Annotated in this window: 25 protein-coding genes and 1 other RNA gene; 10 read left to right on the forward strand and 16 right to left on the reverse strand. The window is 54.4% G+C overall.

Going from position 1 to position 22,804, the window contains the following annotated elements; genetic code table 11:
- The first annotated feature begins 332 nt into the window (after positions 1-332).
- The 8 genes from HQL65_09205 (at position 333) to HQL65_09240 (ending at position 7,778) form a co-directional block, all read left to right on the forward strand.
- On the forward strand, positions 333-1,760 hold the full coding sequence (locus HQL65_09205) for a sigma-54-dependent Fis family transcriptional regulator (GenBank protein ID MBF0136404.1): 1,428 nt from the start codon (positions 333-335) through the stop codon (positions 1,758-1,760).
- A 125-nt stretch (positions 1,761-1,885) separates the two neighbouring features.
- Positions 1,886-2,284: a hypothetical protein gene (locus HQL65_09210; protein MBF0136405.1), complete on the forward strand. Its 399-nt coding sequence runs from the start codon at positions 1,886-1,888 to the stop codon at positions 2,282-2,284.
- Positions 2,285-2,555: 271 nt separating this feature from the next.
- Positions 2,556-3,578, forward strand: coding sequence for an RDD family protein (locus HQL65_09215; protein MBF0136406.1), 1,023 nt, complete (start codon positions 2,556-2,558; stop codon positions 3,576-3,578).
- Between the two features lie 19 nt (positions 3,579-3,597).
- Positions 3,598-4,647: an Rpn family recombination-promoting nuclease/putative transposase gene (locus HQL65_09220; protein ID MBF0136407.1), complete on the forward strand. Its 1,050-nt coding sequence runs from the start codon at positions 3,598-3,600 to the stop codon at positions 4,645-4,647.
- 179 nt (positions 4,648-4,826) lie between these two features.
- Positions 4,827-5,810: a hypothetical protein gene (locus tag HQL65_09225; protein ID MBF0136408.1), complete on the forward strand. Its 984-nt coding sequence runs from the start codon at positions 4,827-4,829 to the stop codon at positions 5,808-5,810.
- 134 nt (positions 5,811-5,944) lie between these two features.
- Entirely contained in the window at positions 5,945-6,814 is an 870-nt protein-coding gene (locus HQL65_09230) for an SDR family NAD(P)-dependent oxidoreductase (protein MBF0136409.1), read from the forward strand.
- Between the two features lie 71 nt (positions 6,815-6,885).
- On the forward strand, positions 6,886-7,185 hold the full coding sequence (locus HQL65_09235) for a hypothetical protein (protein ID MBF0136410.1): 300 nt from the start codon (positions 6,886-6,888) through the stop codon (positions 7,183-7,185).
- A 242-nt stretch (positions 7,186-7,427) separates the two neighbouring features.
- Complete coding sequence (locus HQL65_09240) at positions 7,428-7,778, forward strand: nucleotide pyrophosphohydrolase (protein MBF0136411.1); 351 nt, start codon at positions 7,428-7,430, stop codon at positions 7,776-7,778.
- A 57-nt stretch (positions 7,779-7,835) separates the two neighbouring features.
- On the opposite strand, the gene HQL65_09245 is transcribed toward HQL65_09240, so the two are convergent.
- From HQL65_09245 to HQL65_09285, 9 genes are all read right to left on the reverse strand, one after another.
- A complete protein-coding gene (locus HQL65_09245) occupies positions 7,836-8,555 on the reverse strand; it encodes a phosphoribosylaminoimidazolesuccinocarboxamide synthase (GenBank protein MBF0136412.1) in 720 nt (239 codons plus the stop codon).
- Between the two features lie 19 nt (positions 8,556-8,574).
- Complete coding sequence (locus HQL65_09250) at positions 8,575-9,420, reverse strand: TIGR00282 family metallophosphoesterase (GenBank protein MBF0136413.1); 846 nt, start codon at positions 9,418-9,420, stop codon at positions 8,575-8,577.
- Complete coding sequence (locus HQL65_09255; protein MBF0136414.1) at positions 9,417-11,174, reverse strand: UDP-N-acetylmuramoyl-L-alanyl-D-glutamate--2,6-diaminopimelate ligase; 1,758 nt, start codon at positions 11,172-11,174, stop codon at positions 9,417-9,419. The genes HQL65_09250 and HQL65_09255 overlap by 4 nt, the downstream gene beginning before the upstream one ends.
- Complete coding sequence (locus tag HQL65_09260) at positions 11,171-13,360, reverse strand: penicillin-binding protein 2 (GenBank protein MBF0136415.1); 2,190 nt, start codon at positions 13,358-13,360, stop codon at positions 11,171-11,173. The genes HQL65_09255 and HQL65_09260 overlap by 4 nt, the downstream gene beginning before the upstream one ends.
- Positions 13,357-13,635 carry a cell division protein FtsL gene (locus HQL65_09265; protein MBF0136416.1) on the reverse strand — a complete coding sequence of 93 codons (279 nt, stop codon included), beginning with the start codon at positions 13,633-13,635 and terminating at the stop codon, positions 13,357-13,359. Before HQL65_09265 ends, HQL65_09260 begins: the two co-directional genes overlap by 4 nt.
- A gap of 61 nt (positions 13,636-13,696) precedes the next feature.
- Positions 13,697-14,686 carry a 16S rRNA (cytosine(1402)-N(4))-methyltransferase RsmH gene (gene rsmH / locus HQL65_09270; GenBank protein MBF0136417.1) on the reverse strand — a complete coding sequence of 330 codons (990 nt, stop codon included), beginning with the start codon at positions 14,684-14,686 and terminating at the stop codon, positions 13,697-13,699.
- 254 nt (positions 14,687-14,940) lie between these two features.
- Complete coding sequence (locus tag HQL65_09275) at positions 14,941-15,303, reverse strand: clan AA aspartic protease (protein ID MBF0136418.1); 363 nt, start codon at positions 15,301-15,303, stop codon at positions 14,941-14,943.
- Positions 15,304-15,405: 102 nt separating this feature from the next.
- On the reverse strand, positions 15,406-15,828 hold the full coding sequence (locus tag HQL65_09280; protein ID MBF0136419.1) for a nucleotidyltransferase domain-containing protein: 423 nt from the start codon (positions 15,826-15,828) through the stop codon (positions 15,406-15,408).
- Entirely contained in the window at positions 15,821-16,237 is a 417-nt protein-coding gene (locus tag HQL65_09285; GenBank protein ID MBF0136420.1) for a nucleotidyltransferase substrate binding protein, read from the reverse strand. The genes HQL65_09280 and HQL65_09285 overlap by 8 nt, the downstream gene beginning before the upstream one ends.
- 107 nt (positions 16,238-16,344) lie before the next feature.
- On the opposite strand from HQL65_09285, the gene HQL65_09290 reads away from it, so the two are divergent.
- Positions 16,345-16,749: an adenylate/guanylate cyclase domain-containing protein gene (locus HQL65_09290; GenBank protein MBF0136421.1), complete on the forward strand. Its 405-nt coding sequence runs from the start codon at positions 16,345-16,347 to the stop codon at positions 16,747-16,749.
- Positions 16,750-16,775: 26 nt separating this feature from the next.
- Here the strand turns inward: HQL65_09290 and HQL65_09295 are convergent, their stop codons facing one another.
- The 6 genes from HQL65_09295 to HQL65_09320 form a co-directional block, all read right to left on the reverse strand.
- On the reverse strand, positions 16,776-17,567 hold the full coding sequence (locus HQL65_09295; GenBank protein ID MBF0136422.1) for an adenosylcobinamide-GDP ribazoletransferase: 792 nt from the start codon (positions 17,565-17,567) through the stop codon (positions 16,776-16,778).
- A 126-nt stretch (positions 17,568-17,693) separates the two neighbouring features.
- A complete protein-coding gene (locus HQL65_09300) occupies positions 17,694-18,314 on the reverse strand; it encodes a histidine phosphatase family protein (protein MBF0136423.1) in 621 nt (206 codons plus the stop codon).
- Positions 18,307-19,371 (reverse strand): nicotinate-nucleotide--dimethylbenzimidazole phosphoribosyltransferase, encoded by a 1,065-nt coding sequence (gene cobT / locus HQL65_09305; GenBank protein ID MBF0136424.1) that lies wholly within the window; start codon positions 19,369-19,371, stop codon positions 18,307-18,309. Before cobT ends, HQL65_09300 begins: the two co-directional genes overlap by 8 nt.
- Complete coding sequence (gene cobU, locus HQL65_09310) at positions 19,368-19,889, reverse strand: bifunctional adenosylcobinamide kinase/adenosylcobinamide-phosphate guanylyltransferase (protein MBF0136425.1); 522 nt, start codon at positions 19,887-19,889, stop codon at positions 19,368-19,370. Before cobU ends, cobT begins: the two co-directional genes overlap by 4 nt.
- A 207-nt stretch (positions 19,890-20,096) precedes the next feature.
- Positions 20,097-20,378 (reverse strand): pyrimidine/purine nucleoside phosphorylase, encoded by a 282-nt coding sequence (locus HQL65_09315; protein ID MBF0136426.1) that lies wholly within the window; start codon positions 20,376-20,378, stop codon positions 20,097-20,099.
- Between the two features lie 199 nt (positions 20,379-20,577).
- The gene (locus HQL65_09320) at positions 20,578-21,675 is read right to left on the reverse strand and encodes a hypothetical protein (GenBank protein ID MBF0136427.1); all 1,098 of its coding nucleotides are present in this window, start codon (positions 21,673-21,675) and stop codon (positions 20,578-20,580) included.
- Positions 21,676-22,078: 403 nt separating this feature from the next.
- On the opposite strand from HQL65_09320, the gene rnpB reads away from it, so the two are divergent.
- Positions 22,079-22,484, forward strand: an RNA gene (gene rnpB, locus HQL65_09325) — RNase P RNA component class A.
- Positions 22,485-22,529: 45 nt separating this feature from the next.
- On the opposite strand, the gene HQL65_09330 is transcribed toward rnpB, so the two are convergent.
- Positions 22,530-22,804, reverse strand: a 275-nt coding sequence (locus HQL65_09330; GenBank protein ID MBF0136428.1) for an SUMF1/EgtB/PvdO family nonheme iron enzyme, incomplete at its 5' end; no start/stop codon positions are given.

Raw genomic sequence — 22,804 nt, forward strand, 5'->3', positions numbered from 1 at the left:
GGACATACCTGCCACGCAGACAAAGCTCTCCCGATCACCATAGTTCAATTTATGGTGTCATTCCGCGAGCCAGCTTTTGGAATTTACAAGGGCAACAATCGTGCCTCTTGCCACCTTTTTTTGCCAAAAATTTATAACAAATTGTAATTTATTACGCTTTTTTTTACAATCACCCCCGCATCATACCTGGACAAACAGGACTGCCACAGATTTTCTTGCCATTTATGGCAGACAATCTATCCTCGTTTGCCACATATGACAAACACACCCTGTGTCACCCCATGGTCCGGCACTGTCCTGAATTGACCGCTACCTCGGAGAGGTATTCCTGCATGACCACGATCCACGCACCTGCCATCCCATCCATCGATGCCAAGACCTTTTTGAGCATCCATCCCGTGCCAACCATCCTGGTGGATCTGGAGTACCGTGTCCTGGCCTGCAATAAATTGTACGAGGAAAATTATGGACCCATAACCGGGTTGGGCAAGGCACGCTGTTATGAAATTTCACACTCATATTCCAGACCTTGTGATCAAGAGGGCGAATCCTGTCCCCTGCATGCCTGCCTGGAAACCGGCGTCAGCCAGCGGCTGCTGCATGTGCATCAAACGCCTGAAGGCAAGGAATATGTCGATGTGGAAATCCGTCCCATCCACGATCATGACGGCAAAATTGTCTACTATCTGGAAATCCTGACCCCGGTCCGGATTGCATCCGCCGACCCGGCACCGGTTGGATTGGTCGGTTCGTCACCGGCGTTTCAACACATGTTGCAGATGATCCAGAGAGTTGCCAACAGCAAGGTGTCCGTTTTGCTGCTGGGGGAGTCCGGTACCGGCAAGGAGGTGGTGGCCCGGGCCATTCATCAGGCAAGCCCCAGGACTGCCATGCCTTTTGTGCCTGTCGAATGTTCCGGACTGACCGAAAGCCTGTTTGAAAGCGAGCTGTTCGGTTACGAACGGGGCGCGTTTACCGGTGCCCATCTGCGCAAAATCGGTCTGGCCGAGGTTGCCCACCAGGGAACCTTGTTTCTGGATGAAATCGGCGACATTCCCCTGCCGCTCCAGGTCAAATTGCTGCGTCTGTTGGAGACCAAGAGCTTTCGCCGGGTGGGAGGGATCAATACCCATTATGCCAATTTTCGCCTGATCTGTGCCACCAACCGGGATTTGGCCGCCATGGTGGCACAGGGAGAATTCCGTCTTGATCTCTACTATCGCATCGGGGTGTTTCCCATTTACATGCCCCCTTTACGGGATCGTCGGGATGATCTCCCAGTGCTTGTCCAATCCCTCCTGAACCGCACGGAAGGGGGGCAGGGAATTCATCTGGCCCCGGAAACCATGGAGTGGCTCATGAACCATCCCTTCACAGGCAATATCCGGGAATTGATGAACATCCTGGAACGGGCCATCATCATGATGGATGGTCAAACCATGTTGCCCGAGCATCTTCCCGACCATGGCCATCTCTTCCCCTCCTCACCAGGCCACACCAACGCCCCCCATCTCAACCCGGACCCGACATCCTGCCCGGATACGGATCAACAACATGTTGCCCCGCCTGTTTCATTTCAGTTACAAGAAATCCTGCCTCTCGATCAGGTGGAAATGCTCTATCTGGACCAGGTGATACGCCAGTTCGGTTCCGACAAGGCCCTGTTGGCCGACAAGTTGAAAGTCAGTCTGCGCACACTCTACCGGAAGATTGAAATGATGGAAAACCTGAAAAAAACGAGCGATTTCCAGAATGCTTGACATGAGCAGAACACTTTTTCTGCCATTTTCTTGATCCAAATCATTTTTGATCGCTTCCGGATCTGTTAGATTGCGGATATTTGGAGTTCTTGTATCGATCCCTCTTTTGCCTTGGAGAAAAAAGCATGAACAAATTGTTGTTGGCCGGCATCCTGGGTCTGGGCCTCTCTTTTTCCGCCTCCGCCGCTCTTGCCGGTCCCGTGGCAGAATCCGTCAAGGCAGCCATGGGTGAAGCCCGCGAAAATCTGGTTGCCCTGCTCGGTACCACCGACAAGGACGGCCAGGCCAAACGGGTCGAGGCCATCAAAGCCGCATCTGCCAAGGTGGACGCAGCCGTGGCCAAGCATGGCGATGCCTTGAAGGTCTTCGGTGCCGTCTGGAGTGAATTCAAAACCACCCGCGATACCCAGATCATTCCGCTCATCAAAGAGGGCAAAGTGGTCGAAGCCAAGGCCCTGGCCACCGGTGTCCAGGCCGAGCGCGTCAAGAAAATGGGTGAAATCCTGGGTTCAATGGCCCAGTAATCAGGTACCTGACCCGGCTTGATCGGGTACCTGTCCCGGCTTGATCAGGTACCTGTCCCTGCCTTCATTGCCCTTCCCGTTTTTTATTCCATGATTCTCCACGACCCGCAAAACCAGATTCCCTGGCCAGTGCGGGCGTGGAGAAACACGGAATGAATGTCCCCCCTGCCAACAGGCAGATGGATATTTTTTTTGACAAACTCTTTCTTTTGTGAAATTTTTCCCAGGTTGATTTTTCCACTCGGTCTACGAAAATCGGCCTGGAGTCGTCATGTTTTGCGCGAAATGTGGTATTGCCTTGCCAAGAAATCCCAGATTCTGCCCGGAATGCGGTGAACAGAATGCCGCTTTCACGCAATCCGAATCGCCCGTTTCACTCACCAAACCGGCCATGCCCGAGGACAATCGTGCCCGGTCCGCTTCCGAACCGGTCAGTTATGCCGGTTTCTGGATCCGGCTTGCGGCCACGTTTTATGATTCCCTGATCATGTTCATTCCAGCCTTGATTGCCGGATTTGCTTTGGCCCTGGCCAGCCCTGCCTTACTTGTAAAATCTCCCGGAACCGAGGCAGCCTTGAATCTCTTCAGTATCATCCTGGGCTGGCTCTACGCAGCCCTCATGGAAAGCTCTGCCAAACAGGCAACCCTCGGTAAAATGCTCCTGAAAATCAAGGTAACGGATTTGTCGGGAAACCCGATCTCGTTCGGCAAGGCCTCTGGACGGTATTTCGGCAAGATTGTTTCGTATATCCTCCTCGGAATCGGCTTTTTCATGGCTGGATGGACCGAGAAAAAGCAGGGCCTCCACGACAAGATGGCCGGGTGTCTGGTGGTCAATAGAGAGACCAAAGGACGCACGGTCTGGGTGGTCGTTGCTTTTTTTTTCATGATCCTGATTCCTGTCGGGGGTATTGTGGCCGCCGTTTCCATTCCAGCCTTGATGACCTATGAACCCCGCTCACAAGTGTCTGCCGTCGTGTTACAGCTTAACGCCACCAAAGCCCCTCTTGCCGCATGGTACGCAAGTCATGGACACTGGCCAAGAGAGGGCGTTGATATTCAAGCCACTGACCCGGGAAAATATCTGGAAAGCCTCGACCTGAGCCAATCCGGTCCCGATGCCACTACCCCCGACCTTGTGGTCACGGCAACCTTCAAGTCAGAAGGGGTTGCCGATGCTCTCAAAGGCAAGACCCTGCATCTATCCACTACCGATGGCGGCACGACCTGGAAGTGCAGTCGAGACCCGCAAGACGGTGTGGATGTCAGTTATCTACCTGTGGATTGTCGTTGACAAGAAGTGAATACTCAACATGACCGACCATGATGGCATCTATCATGAACTCTATTCAAATCCACACATGATGGCTGATCTGCTGCGGCAGTTTGTAACAGAACCGTGGATTCAGAATCTTGATTTGGCCAAAATGGAACCGGTCAAAACCAAATTTCACGTTCCTGGACTACCCAAACGAACCAGCGATGTGATCTGGCGGATTCCTGCCCGGTCGGAATCCGATGTCTACTTGCTCGTCTTGTTGGAGTTCCAGTCCAAATCAGACCAATGGATGGTCTTGAGGGTGGTCGTCTATATGTGCTTGTTGTGGCTGCAATTGCTGCACGAAAAACGCATTCCGGCCCAGGGACCACTTCCGCCGCTTTTCCCGGTAGTCCTCTACAACGGCGATACTCCCTGGCTGACACCCGTAAGTTTGCGGGATTTGATTGGCTTGCCAAATGATTCGCCACTTTGGAAATATCAACCGGATGCCAAGTTTTTCCTGATAGACGAAAACCGTTTTCCAATCGAGGATTTGCAACAGCGCGATTCATTGTCGGCATTGGTGTTCCTGGTTGAACAGTGCCGTTCCCCGGATGACTTGCCAACATTGACCGAAACCATCATAAAATGGCTCGAATTCCATCCGGAATTTGCCGAGTTGCGCCAATCCCTGGCCACCATGATCCTGAACGCCATGAATGTTCTGAGTGGCGACACTTCGTTGTCAACTGATCACCCAATTGATTTACTGAAGGTGCCGACCATGTTACAAACCAGAATGGAAGCCTGGAGAGATGCAAAATTAAAAGAGTACACTCAATTCGGCTGGATGGATGGTGTTCAGATCGGCGAGCTTAGAGGTCTCCATGAAGGTGAAAAAAAAGGCCGCCAAAAAGAAAGAGCCAGTGCCCTATTGCGCATCCTCAATCGTCGTTTTCCCAACCTGCCTGCCTGGGTCGAGCCAAAAATCCTCGCCGCCGACCTCCAGACCCTGGATGTTTGGATGGACCGGGCGTTGGACACCGACTCGTTGCAATGTGTTTTTGATGACACAATGGCCAATGAAATATTGTTATTATAATATACCGAATATTTAATTTGCATTGTATTGTGCTTAAAAAATTACACAAATGGGGGTAATACTCAAAGAATAAAGAACTTTTCCATCTATATATATCGCAGATGATTCGTAAGTATTTAAAATTTTATAAATCTAATTCATGTTATGTTAATTTTAACTTTTAATACTTTGTAAAATATATGGAAACTATACGTTTTAAAATAAAGTCAGCTCTTAATGTGTTAATAGAAGAAAAAAATGGTATTAAATTTCAACGTATTGCCATACATTGTCTTCGTTCAAAATGGCCATCATTGATAGCGGCTGCTGAATATAGCGATGCTGGGGAAGATGCATTAACGGTTACCAGCGAAGGAACAGACAAAACGATACGATCTTTATCTTGCTCTTTAACAGCAAAAAAATATAAACTAATCAATGATGCTAAACGAATCAGAAGTCATCGGTCTAATGTCCAAGAATATATCTTTGCTACACCAAAAATTGTCAATCGTCTAACGCAGATCAAATGGGAATCGGAGATTTTTGAAAAGTTTGGCTGGAAACTTATAGTAATAGAGCAAACAGAAATATTAAACATTTTGGAACGGCCAGAGTCTCAATTTATATGCAAACAATTTCTTGGATTAAATTTTCAATTATCCGAATTAATAAATGATATTTGCGACAGAACAAAAAGATGGGTGGAATATAATTATTTAGCCCGGGGAGGAACACTAATCAAGTATGATGATTTTTTGAAAATTAATAAATATCGTTCAAATTTAATAGTTGAACTCGGAAACAACGAAAATGCTTTTTTACTACGTTGCGCAATTCAGAATGGGATGGGTGGAGAATGGGGAAAATGGGTGCCTTACAACACAAACAACGAGAAAATCATCCTTCCGCTCATAGCATCTTTAGATTATTCATCTGGATGGAAACCTGCTTGGCGTTCTGCTTTCGTTCTTGAAAGATTATATAATATAAATATTTACCGAATAATTGAAAAAAATGCTATTAAATTATCAGACGATATAGCAACTAAATTTTTCATAGAAACAATATTTGACAACAACGTTGTGAAATTATTATTTTTAGAAACAGAAAACGGACAACACAAAAAAGATGCCATTTTGGTTAAACAAGAAATTGATTGTTTTTTTAATAATGAACAATAAACAAAAAGCATATTTGTGTAAAAATAGTCTATTCCACAAATAGATAATAAAAAAAACTCTGGAGAATAAGTTCTTCAAGCAAGTTACCTGCAACCTGAAGCTCTTTCGAGGCAAAAAAGGAGCCGTGTTCATTCATGGAAAACACCTCATTACAACAAAATCATCTGGATGTCCCCAGAAATGTGTTGATCACCGGTTGTGCCTCGGGTATCGGGCGGGCGGTGGCGTTGGGATTGAAGCAGAGAGGACATCGGGTTTTTGCCACGGTACGTAACCCGAAAGACGTGGAGGCCCTTGAAGCGGAACGCATCGAAACCCACCACCTGGACCTGCGCGATGCGGAATCCATGGATGCCACCCTGGATTGGGTGCTGACCCGGACCGGCGGAACCCTGGATGCCCTCTTCAACAATGGTGCCTATGCCCAGATCGGGGCTGTGGAAGACCTGCCGGTTGCGGCCTTGCGGGAACAGTTTGAGACCAACCTCTTCGGTACCCACGAACTGACCCGTCGGGTCATCCCCATCATGCGGCGACAGGGATTCGGGCGCATCATCCAGAACAGTTCGGTGCTGGGGTTTGTCGCCATGCCCTACCGGGGGGCCTATGTGGCGAGCAAATTTGCCCTGGAGGGATTGACCCATGCCTTGCGTCTGGAATTGCAGGGAAGCGGCATTCATGTCGCCCTGATCCAACCGGGTCCCATTCTCAGCCGGTTTCGTTTGAATTCTTTGCCATATTTTGAGCGTTATATCGACTTGGCGGCATCCCCCCACCGGGAGGTTTACCAGGGGGTGGCTGAGCGCTTGCGCACCGATGGGGCGGTCACGCGCTTTACCAAACCCCCGGAAGCCATCATCAAACATGTGGCCCATGCCCTGGAAAGTCCCAACCCCAAGGCCTGTTATCCGGTCACCTTTCCCACCCACCTTTTCGGCTGGTTGCTCCGGATCCTCTCCCGTCGCGCTATGGATCGAATATTGCGCATGGCGAATAAAGCCTGATTATGGATCCCGTGACATGCCGGCATGAATTGGCAATTGACCACCCAATTGATTTACTGAAGGTGCCGACCATGTTACAAACCAGAATGGAAGCCTGGAGGGATGCCAAATTAAAAGAATACTCTCAATTCGGCTGGATGGATGGTGTCCAGCTCGGCGAACTCAGAGGCATCCATAAAGGCCGCCAGGAAGAAAGATCCAGTGTCTTGCTGCGCATCCTCAACCGTCGCTTTCCCAACCTGCCTGCCTGGGTCGAGCCAAAAATCCTTGCTGCCGACCTCCAAACCCTGGATGTCTGGATGGATCGAGCGTTGGATACCGACTCGTTGCAACATGTATTTGATGACAAGGCATCCAACGAAGCACTGTGATTTCGGCAGGCTTACCGTCACACCCACCTTTTCGGCTGGTTGCTCCGAATCCTCTCCCGTCGCGCTTTGGATCGAATATTGCAGATGGCGAATAAAGCCTGATTATTGATCCCGTGACATGCCGCCTGGCCAGACTGGAAAACCTGGTCGAAAGCCGCAGGTCACATCCGCGACGGAGCCTATCGGCCATGATTCAAGAGGACCTGCTCGACAGCGACCACGACGACCTGCTCGATAACGATATGGAGCGTTTGCGGCTTCTGCTGCGCAAGTTTGCCCGGGAACGGGAGTGGGACCAGTTTCATACCCCAAAAAATCTGGCCATCTCCCTGGGCATTGAAAGTGCCGAAGTGATGGAACTGTTTCAGTGGTTGACCCCCGAGGAGAGTCAAACCCTTTCCGCCACCAAACAAGACGCCCTGGCCGACGAGATTGGCGATGTCATGATCTACCTCGTCATGCTTGCCGACAAGTTTCAAATGGACCCCCTGGCCGCAGCCCTGGCCAAGGTGGAAAAAAACAATGCCAAGTACCCGGCTGCCAAGGTGCGGGGTCAGGCCCGCAAATACAGCGAATACAGCAGCAGCAAGTGATGCAGGCCAGACCCATGCGCCGGGCAATTTCTTGACAAAACCCCACCTGAAATGAATTCAGGCCACCAGACCCATGCGCCGGGCAATCTCCTGATAGGCTTCCTCGACACCGCCAAGATCCCGACGAAAACGGTCCTTGTCCAGCTTTTTGCCGGTCGCCATGTCCCAGAGACGACAGGTGTCCGGGGAAATTTCATCTGCCAGGACCAGGGAATGATGACCCGAGGTTGGGCGGCCAAATTCCAGTTTGTAATCGACAAGATGGATATTGATGGAAGCAAAGTAGGCCAGCAGGGCATCGTTGATGCGATGGCTCATCTCCACGATGCTTTCGACCTCTTCGTCCGCAGCCCAACCGAACACATCGATGTGATCCAGGGTGATCAGGGGATCGCCCAGGGCATCTGATTTCAGATAGAATTCCACCACGGGCCGGGGCAGAATTTCCCCCTCCTCCCGACCCAGGCGCTTGGCCATGGAACCGGCAGCCCGATTGCGCACGACCACTTCCACGGGAACAATCTCCACCTTCTGGACCAACTGTTCCCGGGGACCGAGCTGTTTGACCAGGTGGGTCGGGATACCCACTGCCGACAGAATGGTCAACAACCGGGTTGACACCATATTGTTGACCACGCCTTTGTCAACGATGGTACCCCGTTTTTCGCCATTGAAGGCGGTGGCATCATCCTTGAAATACTGGATCACCAGATTGGGATCATCCGTGGCAAAGAGTACCTTGGCTTTGCCTTCGTAAAGTTTCTGCCATTTTTCCATGGGTCTTATTCTCCACCATCTAGGTTCCGGAATCGAATCCGGTTTCCGCGAGGCCGGGTCCCCGCCGTACCGGACGCATGGCACGACACCGTCCATCCGCAACATTCACCCGTACCAGGCAGCCGCACAGGGTACCCGTTCCCTCTGCCGGCTGCAACTTGCTGGGCAAATGGGTTATGAATTTTGGCATGACCGTGTTCACACGCATGCCGATGATTGAATCATAGCATCCGGTCATGCCAAGATCACTGATGAAACCGGTGCCACGCGGCATGATGCGCTGATCGGCGGTGGGAATATGGGTATGGGTCCCCAATACCGCCGAAACCCGACCATCGAGATGCCAAGCCATGGCAACCTTTTCGGAGGTGGCTTCGGCATGGAAATCAACGAGGAGAACATCCACATCCCGTCCCAACCGCACCGAGGCCAGGAGTTTGTCCGCCCCCTGAAACGGACAATCCACTGCATCCATGTAGACCCGTCCCAGGAGATTGAGGATACCCACCCGCACCCCATGCGCCGTGTCGATCTGCACATAGCCCTGCCCGGGTACCCCGGGGGGATAGTTGGCCGGTCGCACGAGCCGCTTGTGAGTGGCCAGATAATCATGAATTTCCGCATACCGCCAGATATGGTTTCCCGAGGTGATGACATCCACCCCGGATTTGAACAATTCATCGGCGATGGCGGGGGTGATGCCGATTCCGGCGGCGGCATTTTCCCCATTGGCCACCACCAGATCCGCCCCCAGCGTTTGCCGCACATGTCCCAGATGCTGCCGCAAGACAAGCCGACCCGGCTTGCCGACCACATCACCGATCACCAGAATGGAAAGTTCCTGACTGGATTGGGTAGTCGTCATGACAGGACATCCATTCTGTGACGCAAGTGCCGCCGCGCCACCTCGGCATCATCAAAGGGCAAGACCTGACCGGCGACGATCTGGCTGGTTTCGTGACCCTTGCCGGCCAGCAAGACCGCATCCCCGGCTTTGGCCAGGGTGATCGCCCGGGCAATGGCCTGGTCGCGATCCCCGATTTCCAGACAAAGATGTTGGCCTTGATCATCCTTTCGGCTATTTGGAAAACGTCCATCTATTGGGGCTTCGCCCCAAACCCCACCAGGACTCTGTCCTGGACCTGCCAGGGAGCCAGCCCCCTGGACCCCGTTTTTGAAAAGCCCCCGCTGATGGCCGACAAGATGATCATGGCCAAAATGTTCATGGTCAGCAACCGCCCCGGCTACCCCATCCAGAATGGCCCGCCGAATGGTGGCAGGCTGTTCACTGCGCGGATTGTCATCGGTCACGATGGTCACATCGGCCCGTTGGGCACTGATGCGACCCATCATGGCCCGCTTGGTTTTGTCCCGTTCCCCGCCGCAACCAAACAGGACAATCAGCCGCCCCGGGGTCATCTGCCGGGCCGTCACCAACAGGCGTTCCAGGGCATCCGGTGTGTGGGCAAAATCGACCACAACCGCAAAAGGCTGTCCCTGATCAATCACCTGCATGCGACCTGGAGGGGGTATGAAACGGGCCAGCCCCTCCCGGATCACCGGCAAAGGCAGGGCCAACTGCCAGGCCGCCGCCGCCGCTGCCAGGGCATTGGCCACGTTGAAATAACCCGCAACCGGCAGATTGATTTCCAGTTCACCGGCAGGCGTGTCCATGCGAAAACGGGTTCCCTGCCAGCCGGTGGTGATGGAATCTGCCCGAAATGGACATTCATCCTGGCCGACTTTTTCCGTGGTCAGGATGGTCCGGGTGGCAGAATCGGCAGCGAAAGTGACAAAAGGGATGCCATCCATCCGACACTGCCCCGCCACGCCAGCCCCATGCGGATCATCCCGATTGATGACGGCATGTTTTGTCTGGCCATTCTGGAACAGGCGCAATTTGGCCGCAAAATAGGCCTCTTCACTGCCATGGTAATCCAGATGGTCCCGGGTCAGGTTCAAGAACACCCCCACGTCAAAGCAGATTCCGGCAACACGCTGCTGATCCAGGGCATGTGAAGAGACTTCCATGACGCTGGCCGTACACCCGGCGGTCTGCATGTCCCAAAGCAGGGATTGCAGGGTCACGGGGTTGGGTGTGGTCATGGTGGCGGCCTGCTGCATGCCGGGCCAACGATTGCCCGTCGTGCCCAAAACCCCGACCCGTTCACCAGCCACGGTCAGGATGGACTCCACCATGGCCGCCACCGTGGTCTTGCCATTGGTGCCAGTGATCCCCACGGTACGCAAAGCACGGGCCGGATGCCCGAAAAAAGCGGCTGCCAACCGTGCCCATGCCTGGCGCGGTTCGGGATGCACGAGCCGACACACCCGCTCGGCCACCGCCGGTTCCGGACTCCAGGTGCCATCATCCAGGATGGCCACGGCCCCCTGCGCCAAGGCCTGATCCATAAAAAGCCGGCCATCCGTGCGACTGCCCGGCAAGGCCGCAAAAAGATCCCCCGGTCTGACCTGACGGGAGTCGGCGGTCATGCCGGACGGCACGGTATCCGGCCCGGAACATACCAGACCCGGACACCCCTCTCCCAACGCCCGGCACCCCAGTCCATGACCTTTTGACAACGAGTGCGTCACCGGCTTCCGACTTGTTGGACTCATTGCAGCTCCAGACGGATTCCCCCATCGGGAAGCGTCACCTGCCGCACCACCTGCCCGGAACCTTGCACCTGGGGAACGATGCCCTTTTCGGAAATCACTTCCAATGCCTGCCACAGACTCATATTGATCAGGCTGTCCGTAGCGGGTTGTTGATCCTTGGACTGATCGGGATTGAAGACATGCCCGGCAATGGGGGGCATGGGAGCATTTTTGGGGATTTCCGGCAACACTGCCAGCAAAGGCAGCACTTCCTGGGCGATCTCCTTGAAGACAGGTGCCGCGACGACACCTCCATAGTATTGTCCCTGGGGTTCATCCAGACCCACATAGATCAGCAGACGCGGGTGGTCCGCCGGTACAAAACCGAAAAAGGACGAAAAATAGCGCCCGGCGGCATATCCCCCGGTGGGAGAGGCTTTTTGGGCCGTTCCGGTCTTGCCGGCTGACACGTAGCCATCCACCGCAGCCTGGGGGGCGGTTCCATCCGGTCCCACCACACCTACCAGAATTTTACGCATGATCTGGGATGTCGCTTCGGAGATCACCTGTGTCGGAGGGTTACGTTTTTGTGGCACCAACCGACCGTTGATGACTCGACCGGCCGCGAGATGGGGTTGATGGAGCAAGCCGCCATTGACGACAGCAGCGGCGGCGGCACTCAACTGAATCGGCGTGGTGCTGATGCCCTGACCGAAAGATCGGTTGGCAAGCCCCACCCGCACATAGTGTTTGATATCCGGAAAACGACCGCTGGCTTCATAATCGAGTTCGATACCGGTGGGACGGGCAAAACCGAAGCGATACAGATAGGGTTCCTGGCGTTCGTTGCCAACGGACAACCCGATTTTGGCGGCACCGACGTTGGAACTTTTTTGCAGGATTTGCGACACGCTGAGCAACTGATTTTTTTTATGGGTATCCCGGATGCGTCGCCCCCCCACGATGATTGTACCGCCTTCGACGTCAATGAGGGTATCGGGACGCACCACACCCATATCCAGGGCTGCGGCAACGGTAAATACCTTGAAGGTGGAACCCGGTTCAAAGGCATCCATGACAACCCGATTGCGGCGATCTTTTGGTTCGCTGTCGGCCAGATTGTTCGGGTTGAAGCCAGGCTGGTTGACCATGGCCAGAACATCGCCATTGTCAGGGTCCAGGACCACGACCAGGCCGGATTTCGACTTGGTACGGGTCATGGCCTTGAGCAGGGCGCGATAGGCCACGTATTGGATGGTCGTGTCGATGGTCAATACGAGATCGGTTCCAGGTTGTGCCACTTCGAGGGTTTGGGCCTGGGGCATGGGACGCCCCAAACGATCCCGGACAATGATGCGGCTGCCCGGTCTGCCACGCAGCACGGTTTCGAATGAGCGTTCCAATCCTTCCACGCCAAGACCATCAAAATCCACAAAGCCGATAACATGCGCGATCAGCTCCCCCAGTGGATAAAAACGCTGCACTTCCGGCACGAAAAACAGTGCCGGTCCTTCCGGCTCTTCATCGGTTCGTGCGGCCTTTTCCCGCATCAGGGACTCTTCCATGGTCTGGATTTTTTCGACGACATCCGGAGAGATGCGGCGCTTCAAGACGGGATAGCTTCCTGGTCGCGCCCGGCGCAACCGTTTTTCCAGGACATCAGCGGGCATATCCAGGAGGGGTCCCAACCAGCGGGCCATTTCGACCGGATCACCCATGCGATCCCGATCCAGCGAGACGGTTTTCACCGGCAGACTGGTGGCCATGGTTCGGCCATGGCGATCCAGGATACGACCGCGCACACCGGGTATGGCCACTTTTTTCTTGTGCTGGCTTTCTGCCCGTTCCCGCAGGGTATCTCCCTGAAGGATGGTCAGATCCAGGGCACGGATGGCCAGAAGGGCAAAGCTCAGGAGAAACGTCCCCACAACAAACCGCATGCGACTCTGAAAATGGGCTTCGCTGTCGCGGGGAACGAGCGGATTGGGCAACCGGGCCAAAATACCGGCGCGTCCACCCGACGATGCTGCGGGTGGCCGGACGGCACGCCTGGGTCGCACGGGTGCCGGGGCTGGACGCGGGGCAGGCGTCGGGGCCGGACGCGGAGCAGGCTTGCCCTTGCGACCAAAAGAAAACGTAAACTTCGGTTTCCGAATGGTGGCCGGTGGTCGTGCGGAGGCATTATCTTTGGATTTGCTGAATTTCATGGATCATCCTGGCGCCAGACCCGCCACTGATCGGGACGCGGGGGTTCCATGCCCAACTCCTGGCGTGCCCGACGTTCCACGGTATTCAATCCGGTTCGATAGACCCATTCTACCTGCAAAGCCTGCTCTTCATCCAGGAGACGCAAGCGCTCCTTCTGGGCTGCATCCAGGGTGCGATGGGCGGCCAGCATCAAGTTGCGCGAGGCCACCGTTGCCGCAGCTGAAACCGCCAACAGAACGGCCAGAAATACCGACAGCAACCAAAAAGGCTTCATGGCCGGTTCCTCATGGTTGGCAACAGAACGGCCCAAGATATCGACAACAACCAGCAGGGCTTCATGGTCGATCCATCCTGGTCGGCAACCGCTCGGCCACGCGCATCCGGGCACTGCGGGCACGCGGATTTTTTTGGACTTCGGCGGCGGTGGGCAACCACGGTTTGCGGGTGATCAGGCGCACGGTTGGTTCCGGGACCACGCTGGTGAGGGGTGGCGGCAATTTCGGATCTCCCACATGGGATGGCCGGGCACCCTGGCGAAAGGTTTCCTTGACCAGACGATCCTCCAATGAGTGAAAACTGATAACGGCCATGCGCCCGCCGGGTTTGAGGCAGGCCAATCCAGAGACCAATCCCGAGCGGAGTTCTCCCAGTTCATCGTTGACGGCAATACGCAGGGCCTGGAAAGTCCGTGTTGCCGGATGAATATCGCCCCGTTTGCCCGGTACCGTCCGCTCCAGGAGTTTCGCCAACTGGCGCGTGGTGGTCAATGGTGTCTGACGACGGGCCGCGATGATGGCGCGTGCCACCCGCCGGGCATATCGTTCTTCCCCATTCCGGAACACCAGATCGGCCAGTTCGTCCTGGCCCAGGCGGTTGACCAGATCGGCGGCAGAGGCACCCCGGGCAGGATTCATGCGCATATCCAGGGGGCCATCCGTCTGGAAGGAAAAACCGCGCTCCGGTATATCCAACTGCCGGGAAGAGACTCCCAGATCGAACACAATCCCATCCACCTGCCTGATCCCCAAACCCCGCAAATGTTCCGCCAATTGGCCAAAGTTGCCATGGAGCAGCGTCAGCCGTCCCTGCCAGCTTTGCACAGCTTCAGACCCATGGGCAATGGCTTCCGGATCCCGATCCAGGGCGATTACCCGTCCGGCTGGGGCTGTTGCGGTCAACAGGCAGGCACTGTGTCCACCTCCCCCAAAGGTGGCATCCACATGGACCCCCTCCCCGATCCCCTCGTGCTGTGGTACCAGTGCCGTCAATACCTCCGTGGCCATCACCGGAACATGGTATCTTGCGGGATCTTTGTCCGCCGCCATGCACGGACCCGGACAGATATCCAGGACTCCTTGCGCGACTTGACCGCAGATGCTGGCTCCTTCCTGCACCGGTTCTCCCTCCACAGCGTTGTACGTCACATCCACCATCTCCGCCCATGATATCGCCAAACGCCCCTGCGGTTCATTGTTTTTTCTTTGCCCTCAGGCTCCTTCTTTTTTGGCTGCGTCGGTCAGGATACGTCATCTTTCGATCCAGCCATGGGAACGGGGGCATTCCCTCGACATTCTGTCTTTCATTTCAACGAAATGGCGGACAAGCGTCGGAGTGACTGCGTGACCGGATCAACACCGACACCTGTATTTTCCAGGGCCACAACACCCAACAGGGGTTCACACCCTTCTGGTCCAAAAATCACCTGGGCGACCGTTTCCATGCCCATGAACAAAATTCTGGCAAATCCATAGGAAAATTCGCTCCGGCTGCCATCCGCCAACTCACAGGTGGCCCTGCCTTCCTCACCAATACCGGCCTTGCGCAGATGCGACGCAGCAGCCAGACAGTGAATGGCTCCTGTATCGACCAAAAAATTGTCTTTATAGGGTGGTTGATCGGCGGCCAGATTTTTTATCTCAACCATGACATGTGTGGTACCCATCGTCATCGCTCCCTGTTACTCCGCATGAAATAATTTCTCCAGATAACGCTTTTCAGAATCCGCAAGAATGCTCCTGTCATGGCCTCCACCACCTTTCTGGCATCACAAACCTGAATCCCGCTGCTGATCACTCCGGGCAGGTGCAGGTTGCAAAGCCTGCAATCCCCAAAGAGCATCAAGCACAACAGGATCGCGATCTTCAAGCTGCTGCGCTCCATTCTCCTCGCGCTGGTAAATGGTCACCCCCACCCGGCGGATCTGTTCCAACAATGGCGGATAACGGATGCTGTCGCCGGCTTTGACATCAAACTTGCATGGCATGGGCAACTGGTCCAGCGCATCGGCCACCGTTTCCGCCCTAAGTTCATCCGCGACACCTACCAAAACCAAATCCACATCCGACTGGGGCCGATAGTTCCCCTTGGCACGGGAACCAAACACAACCACGGCACGTATTTCCGGAATCCCCCGGAAAACCGCCTGCATCCAGGCCAATTCCCGTTGACTCAGGCCCGTGTCACGCATCTTCCACCGATCGCATCAGGAAAAACTCATGCAAACGATCAAAGGCCGGAAAATAACGGTCAGCAACCTCCCTGAGCGCCGCATCAAAGGTTTTGGAGTCATACGTGTGGGAAAGCAGATTCCGATGTTGCAACATCTCCATCCAAACCTGCGCATCCTCCAGAATACCAACGGAAAAAGCCTCCTTGATCACTTTGCGCGGGGAGGCTTCCTTGAAGACAACCCCCTGTTCTTCCAGGTAGTCTTTGAGGGTCTTCCAGGCCATTTCAAAGACAAACTCGAAACGCTGAATCGCTCCCTCCTTTTCCAACCGGGAAAGCGAGTCCATGCCCTGTTCCTGAACTTCCCGCAGCAAAACAAAGGCCCGGTCAAAGTTATCAAAACGCTGTTTCCAGCGGATATCTTTCATGACTGCTCCTCCATAATCACCAACCGCTCCAGACTTTCCGGCATCCGTTTTGTCAATCCTGACCCGTCAGTGAAATGAGTGTATCTCGAAACAAGCAAACCAGTCCATTGCATGATCCAATAAACCCTGCCACAACTCTTTATAATGACGCCCTTCAGGCTGTCCGGACCGCACAAAAATTTCGCCTGGAATTTCCTGAACTCCTGGAACGTTGGATCCCCGAATGGAACCTCTATGTGGCGGACAAAATTGATATCGGTCTGGGGTGTGGTATTCATACCGGCGACGTAATCGTGGGCAATGTCGGCACCCGTTTTCGGGATCAATTTACGGCACTGGGTCCTCCCGTCAACCTGGCCAGTCGTATCGAATCCCGTGCCCAACCTGGACAAATTCTACTCTCCCAATCCACGGCCCTGCGCATCCGGGATGCCATCCGGATCCACCCAGCCGGAGAGATTGTGGATATCAAAAACATTCCGGGCAGATTTGATCTGTTTGAGGTTGTCTGACCAGGACGGCAACCACAATGGATGGCTCACACCTGGGGCAGACAGATCGATGGATGGATGGCACTCCACCAGGCCAGGAGGATCAGGAGGGTGGTTTCGGTGGTTTCGCACAAGGCACCGGCCATGTCCCCGGTAAATCCTTGTACGCGCTGCATGAATATTCGACGCATGACCACAAAGGTCGCTCCAGCCACAATCAGCAACAAAAGGCCCAGGGGAAAGGGCTGAATGGCCGTCGTCAGGAGAGCAATCAGCAGCAAAACCCAATTGGCTGTCATTTGGGGAAAATGCTGGGCGGCTTCGGCGGCCATGCCGTGGGGGTTGGCATAAGGAGTGGTGCGGAACAAGGCCACCAGGACCGCACGCCCCAGTGCGGGAACAACGGCCAGAAGCCACCAACTGGAAAAGTTCTGCTGCAAAAACGTCTGCAAGGCAGCCCATTTCAGGATGAGAAGCAGGGTCAGGACTGTTATGGCCGCCGGACCGCTGCGGGGGTCTTTCATGATTTCCAGGGTACGTTGCCGGCTGCCCATGCCACCCACGGCGGCATCCGCCCAATCGGCCAGACCGTCCAGATGCAGGGCACCGGTCAGCGCAACCCAGGCAACCAGGACCAGGGCGGACTGCATCACCACCCCGGCAAAGTGTGTTGCCATGGCCACACCGACCATTCCCACCCCCACCAGCAAGCCTGCCAGGGGATAGAACAGGACCGAACGTCCCAGATCCACACCTGAAACCGGTGTCGGAACGGCGGCTGTCGGCAAACGGGTGAGCAGCCCCAAAGCGAGGTTCCAGGCACGACCGACTGCTGTCATGATCCTGGGCCGATACAGGTCGAGAGGCGACGCTGTGGATGGGCGACAATCGGCAAACAGGCACCCGCTTTCGAAGCCAGACACCGAACATGACCGACCACTGTCATGATTACTGGCCGGTGCAGATCAAAAGGTGGCGCTGTGGGAGACCAGTCGCGGCAGGGGTTGACCTGCCACCTGATCAGCCGTGATGCGCGTCACACATGCATAAGGAACCACCAGACGCGACAGGTGTTCCAAAGGCATGACCAGAACCACTCCCATGATGACCCGGATCACCCCACCATGCACCACCACCAGAACATGTCGATGTCCCTTGATGCGGGTCAGGTCATTCCAGGCCTGTTCCACCCGGTCGCGAAAATGGGTCAGATGCTCGCCATCAGGTGGGGGATGGTTGAGGGGATCCCGCCAAAAATTGGCCAGATGCTCGGCTTCGGTGGCCATGATATCGGCGGCGGTACGTCCTTCCCAGCGACCAAAGGACATTTCCCGGAACCGTTCATCGACCTGGACGGCAAGCCCCAGATCATCGGCAACTTCCCGGGCAAACTCGGTACAGCGGCGCAGGGGAGATGACACGATATGGGTCCAGGGGGGATGGCCAATGATGGCTTGCCGCATTTGCCGCCAGCCGGTGTCGCTCAAGGGGTCATCCAGGGTCCCCCGATAGCGCTCCCCGCCGGATGGTTCACCATGCCGCAACAGGTCGATACGGGTGGCGGCGGGATCTCCGGGGCTATTCATGGGCAGCCGACTCCCGACTGACGGAGGCTTCCTCAAAAGTGGCCATATCCTGTTGCATAGCACAAGCCAGACGCAGGGTTGCATAGGCAATGGCGGCACCAGAACCTTCACCGAGGCGCATTTGCAGATCCAGGAGGGGATGTTTGGCGATCATGCGCAGGATGGGAAGTTGACCGGGTTCGGAAGAGCGATGAGTGAAGATCATCCAATCCTTCATGGCGGGGTGCAGGGTAATGACCACCAGGGCCGCCGCCGTGCAGATGACGCCATCGACAAGAACCGGCAGGCCTTTTTGCGCACAATAGATATAGGCCCCACACAGGGCTGCGATTTCAAATCCTCCCAGGCAGCGCAATATTTCCAGGGGTGAGGTCAGATACATTTCATTCTGGGTCCATGCCTCCTGGATGATGGCCGCCTTGCGGGCCATGCCGGCCTCGTCGATACCGGTCCCGGGACCGGCGACCGATTCGGGGGGCAGCCCCAGCAAGGCCACCGTGATTGCCGCCGATGCCGTGGTGTTGCCAATCCCCATTTCACCGCCTATGAACAAACGACTCCCTGCCGCCAGGGCACGCTTCACGGCAGCCCGACCGGCATCCAGGGCATTGTAGAGTTGATTCGGGGTCATGGCCGGCTCAAACCGGAAATCGGCGGTCCCTTCACCCACCCGATTGCTGACGACCCAGGGCAAGGGACCCGGATCGGTCACCGCTCCCACATCCACCACCTCGAAGGGAATCCCTTGTTGCCGGGCCAGAACCGTGATGGCGGCACCTCCCCGGGAAAAATTGCGGATCATTTCGACCGTGACCGATTGCGGGTAGGCGGAAACTCCCGCCCGTGCCACACCATGGTCCGCAGCAAAAACGGAAATCCAACCCGGTTCGATCATGGGGATCGGGGTATCCTGCATGGCGGCCAGGTGGGCCACCAGTTCTTCCAGCAGACCCAAAGATCCCCGAGGCTTCGTCAATTGATCCAGCCTCTGCAAGGCTTTTTGGCGTGCGGATTCCGAGAGGGGACGTGCAGGGGACAACCACCAGGATTGAGTCACGGTTCAGCACCTTTCAAGCATAAGGGAAGTCCTGCCACCAGAAAGGTGACCCGGTGACACAAGCGGGCCAGATCCTGGTGTAACCTTCCGGCTTCATCGATAAATTGTCGTGTCAGGCGTCCCATGGGGACCACACCCAGGCCGGTTTCGTTGCTGACCAGAACCACCGTACCGGGAAGCGTTGGCAATGTGGCCAATAAATTCAAGCGTTCCGCTTCCCAGAGGCTGAGATCATCGCCATCCAGGAGATTGGCCAGCCAGAGGGTCAGGCAATCCACCAACAGAAAACGATCCGGGGCGGCAAGCCGGGCCAGATGGGGAGCCAGGTTGCTGGACACTTCAGCCAGATGCCATGTGGCTGGCCGTCGTTTCTGGTGATGCGTGATACGGGCAACCATTTCAGCATCCCTGGCCTGCGCGGTCGCCACATAGGTGACGGACAGACCACTCTTCATGGCCAACTCTTCCGCGTATTGGCTCTTTCCAGAACGTGCCCCTCCCAACACCAGTTCGATCATGGGGCAGATTTCTTGACCAGGGAAGCACGCACCGGATGATCCAATCCTGTCAACGGCCAGCAAGACCATAAAAAACAATCGCCGCATGGTCAACCACCATCGGGTTGCCAAGCCGTGCATGGTAACCCAGAAATCCCCCGCAAGCCACCCTTCGCATGGCCGGAATTTTCTGCTGTCTGTGCCGTTTCGGTGGCGCTGGGAAAAAAATTATTCGTAAGTACACAGATAGGCGGTATCTGTTGCAACCTGAAGTTGAAATTTTTGCTGGGCTGCGACCACGAACGATTGTCCTGACTGAAACGTTTCCCAGGCAGAGCGCCCCGGGAGTTTAACGGTCAGGGCACCGCTGATGACGGTCATGGTCTCTTTTTGGCTGGTGCCGAATTCATACTCCCCGGGTGCCATCACCCCAACCGTGGAGGGAAGGCTGGGCCCCTGGAAAGCAATGGATTTGACCTTGCCGGAAAAATATTCGTTGACCTTGAACATGGGTTAAGTCACTCCCTGGAAAATCAATCAACCTGGTTGGTATTCTGTCAGAACCGGTACGGGCTGTTCAAATCGAACGAAATACCGGTCTTTCCCAATCTGGACTACGATAGAAACGGATTCTGGAACCTGACGCCCTCAAGCAGGCGTCCGTGTTGGAAATCTTCACTGATCACCACTTCACAACCGGCTTCCTGGATCAGTATATTGTCGGAATCAGAAATCTGCACATGAAATCCGTATTATCCCCGTTAATTTTGTAAACCCGCCTGTCAGTTATTGTTGAGATCTTTTCTTTTGAGTCGATGTACGTCTCTCCATTAAAGACGAAAATTTTAGCATGTACCCCACATGGAGAGCCTCCTCCGATCTCGACAAGCAACAAGTCATTTAATGCTGTTTTAGTAATTTCCGGAGGCGAATTTTCAACGACAGCGAAATGGCTCCCTGTGCAACCACGACCGGCGGAACTATCACCACTGATACTGATAACGTCTTCCTCACGACCGTCATTGTTTATATCGATTTTCGCCATCTTACCGATGTAGTAAAAATGGGGATCAATGTTGTCATAAAGAAATTCTATATTTCCGGGATCCTGTGTAAATTTAATGTAATTTAAAGGTTTCACGCCTTCGTTTGCAACTGCTTTACAAACATCCAGATGCCTCCCTTGTTCAGTCACAACAACGGAGCCGTTCTTATTTAAGAACGAGCAAGGGACTTTTTCAAACTCCCCCGCCTTTGAAAAACGCCACAAACTTCCAAGATCACTCATATGATGGCTTGCAATAAAATAATATTCTCCATTGATACTGATGAGATTGAAATCTGGCTGTTCATCTCTGAACAACGAATCTAATCCCTCCAGGGAAGCATGCTGCTGTTGCGATCTGATATAAATGCCTGGATAGTGAGCAGTACCATCAGATATAATCGCCACATGTTCGTTTACGCCATCTCCATTCAAGTCAAGATTCCAATATCCTTCAAGCATACTAATACTAAAAAACGATTCTGTCGTTTTGTGGTTAAAAAAATCTGGTATTTTTTTCAGAGTTTCGAGGCTAACCTTCTCATTCATACGCACAAGGTCATTCACAATCGACCCATTGTTGAAATGGGAAATAACTACATCACAAATTTTACGCTCATCGGCAGTGTGCGCGACTCCATGCGATTTGTCAGGCGATCCTGACACGATGTTTGTTGATAGTATAAGCAATTGAATTCCTAACCCGAGGATAGTTATCATCCTCAAGAAAAACTTCGGCATTGGCTGGTTCAAATTGATCATGGGAATCCATACACTGAGGTAAACGGCCAATAAACCCCTGGAGTTTACAAAAATGAAGGGAAGCCTTGTTCATTCTGCGGGATCGCCAAGACCAGCCTGGCGGGAATATCCCATTCGTTACAGAATAGAGAATATAACAGTGTCCTATTTATGGCAAATCAAATCCAGGATCCACCTTCAGATTTTCCATCCAACTGTTGGTCGGTGAAAATTGAAAATTCCTTCACGCAATCAGCGAAAAAAATAATTAAAACTGATTCATATCAATAAATTACATGATCTGATTGGAGGTCATGGAAAGGGTCCTCTCTTGTCTCAGGCAAGGGAACGCCCTACACTGGCCGGCGGGACAACTTCGGAACTGGACGGTGAATGCCGTGCCGGATCCGGGGTTGATCTGTTTGGAGCGGGTTGGACCGTCGCTGGTAGTCGGTGTGGCTGATGTTGGCTGGACCGGGTACGGGAGGAAAGTCCGGGCTCCGCAGGGCAGGGTGCCGGGTAACACCCGGCGGGGGCAACCCCAGGGAAAGTGCCACAGAGAGCAGACCGCCGGCCAGGAAGCCATTTCCGCCGGCAAGGGTGAAAGGGTGCGGTAAGAGCGCACCGCGCCATCCGGTAACGGAAGGCGGCACGGAAAACCCCACCTGGAGCAAGACCAAATAGGGGGAGACCATGGGTGGCCCATCCACTCCCCGGGTCGGTCGCTGGAGGTGGTCGGTAACGACCATCGTAGAGGAATGACGGTCATACCGGTCGTGACGGGGAGCGCGACCGGGAGACAAAACCCGGCTTACAGACCCGCTCCAAATCCCCACATCAACCCGCGCAACCCTGGCCTGGAACAGTCAAAAAAATCAAAGACTCCTGGCAAGTCGGGCACCGATGTCGAAGCTGCGCATGTCGGGTGGCGCGTCGTAGCGATGGACACAATGCGCATAATTGGCAATGAAGTCCCATGCACCTCCACGGAGTATGCGTGTAAATCCTTTATCGTTCAGAGGATTCTTCTGCGACGAACTGGTGTAGGGTGCCCTGGCATCCTCGACCCACTCCCAGACATTCCCGCTCATGTCATGGATTCCCAGTTTATTGGCCGCTTTTGTCGCCACCTGGTGCGTTCTGTTTTCAC

The sequence above is a fragment of the Magnetococcales bacterium genome (assembly GCA_015228935.1).
Taxonomy (GTDB): Bacteria; Pseudomonadota; Magnetococcia; order Magnetococcales; family DC0425bin3; genus HA3dbin3.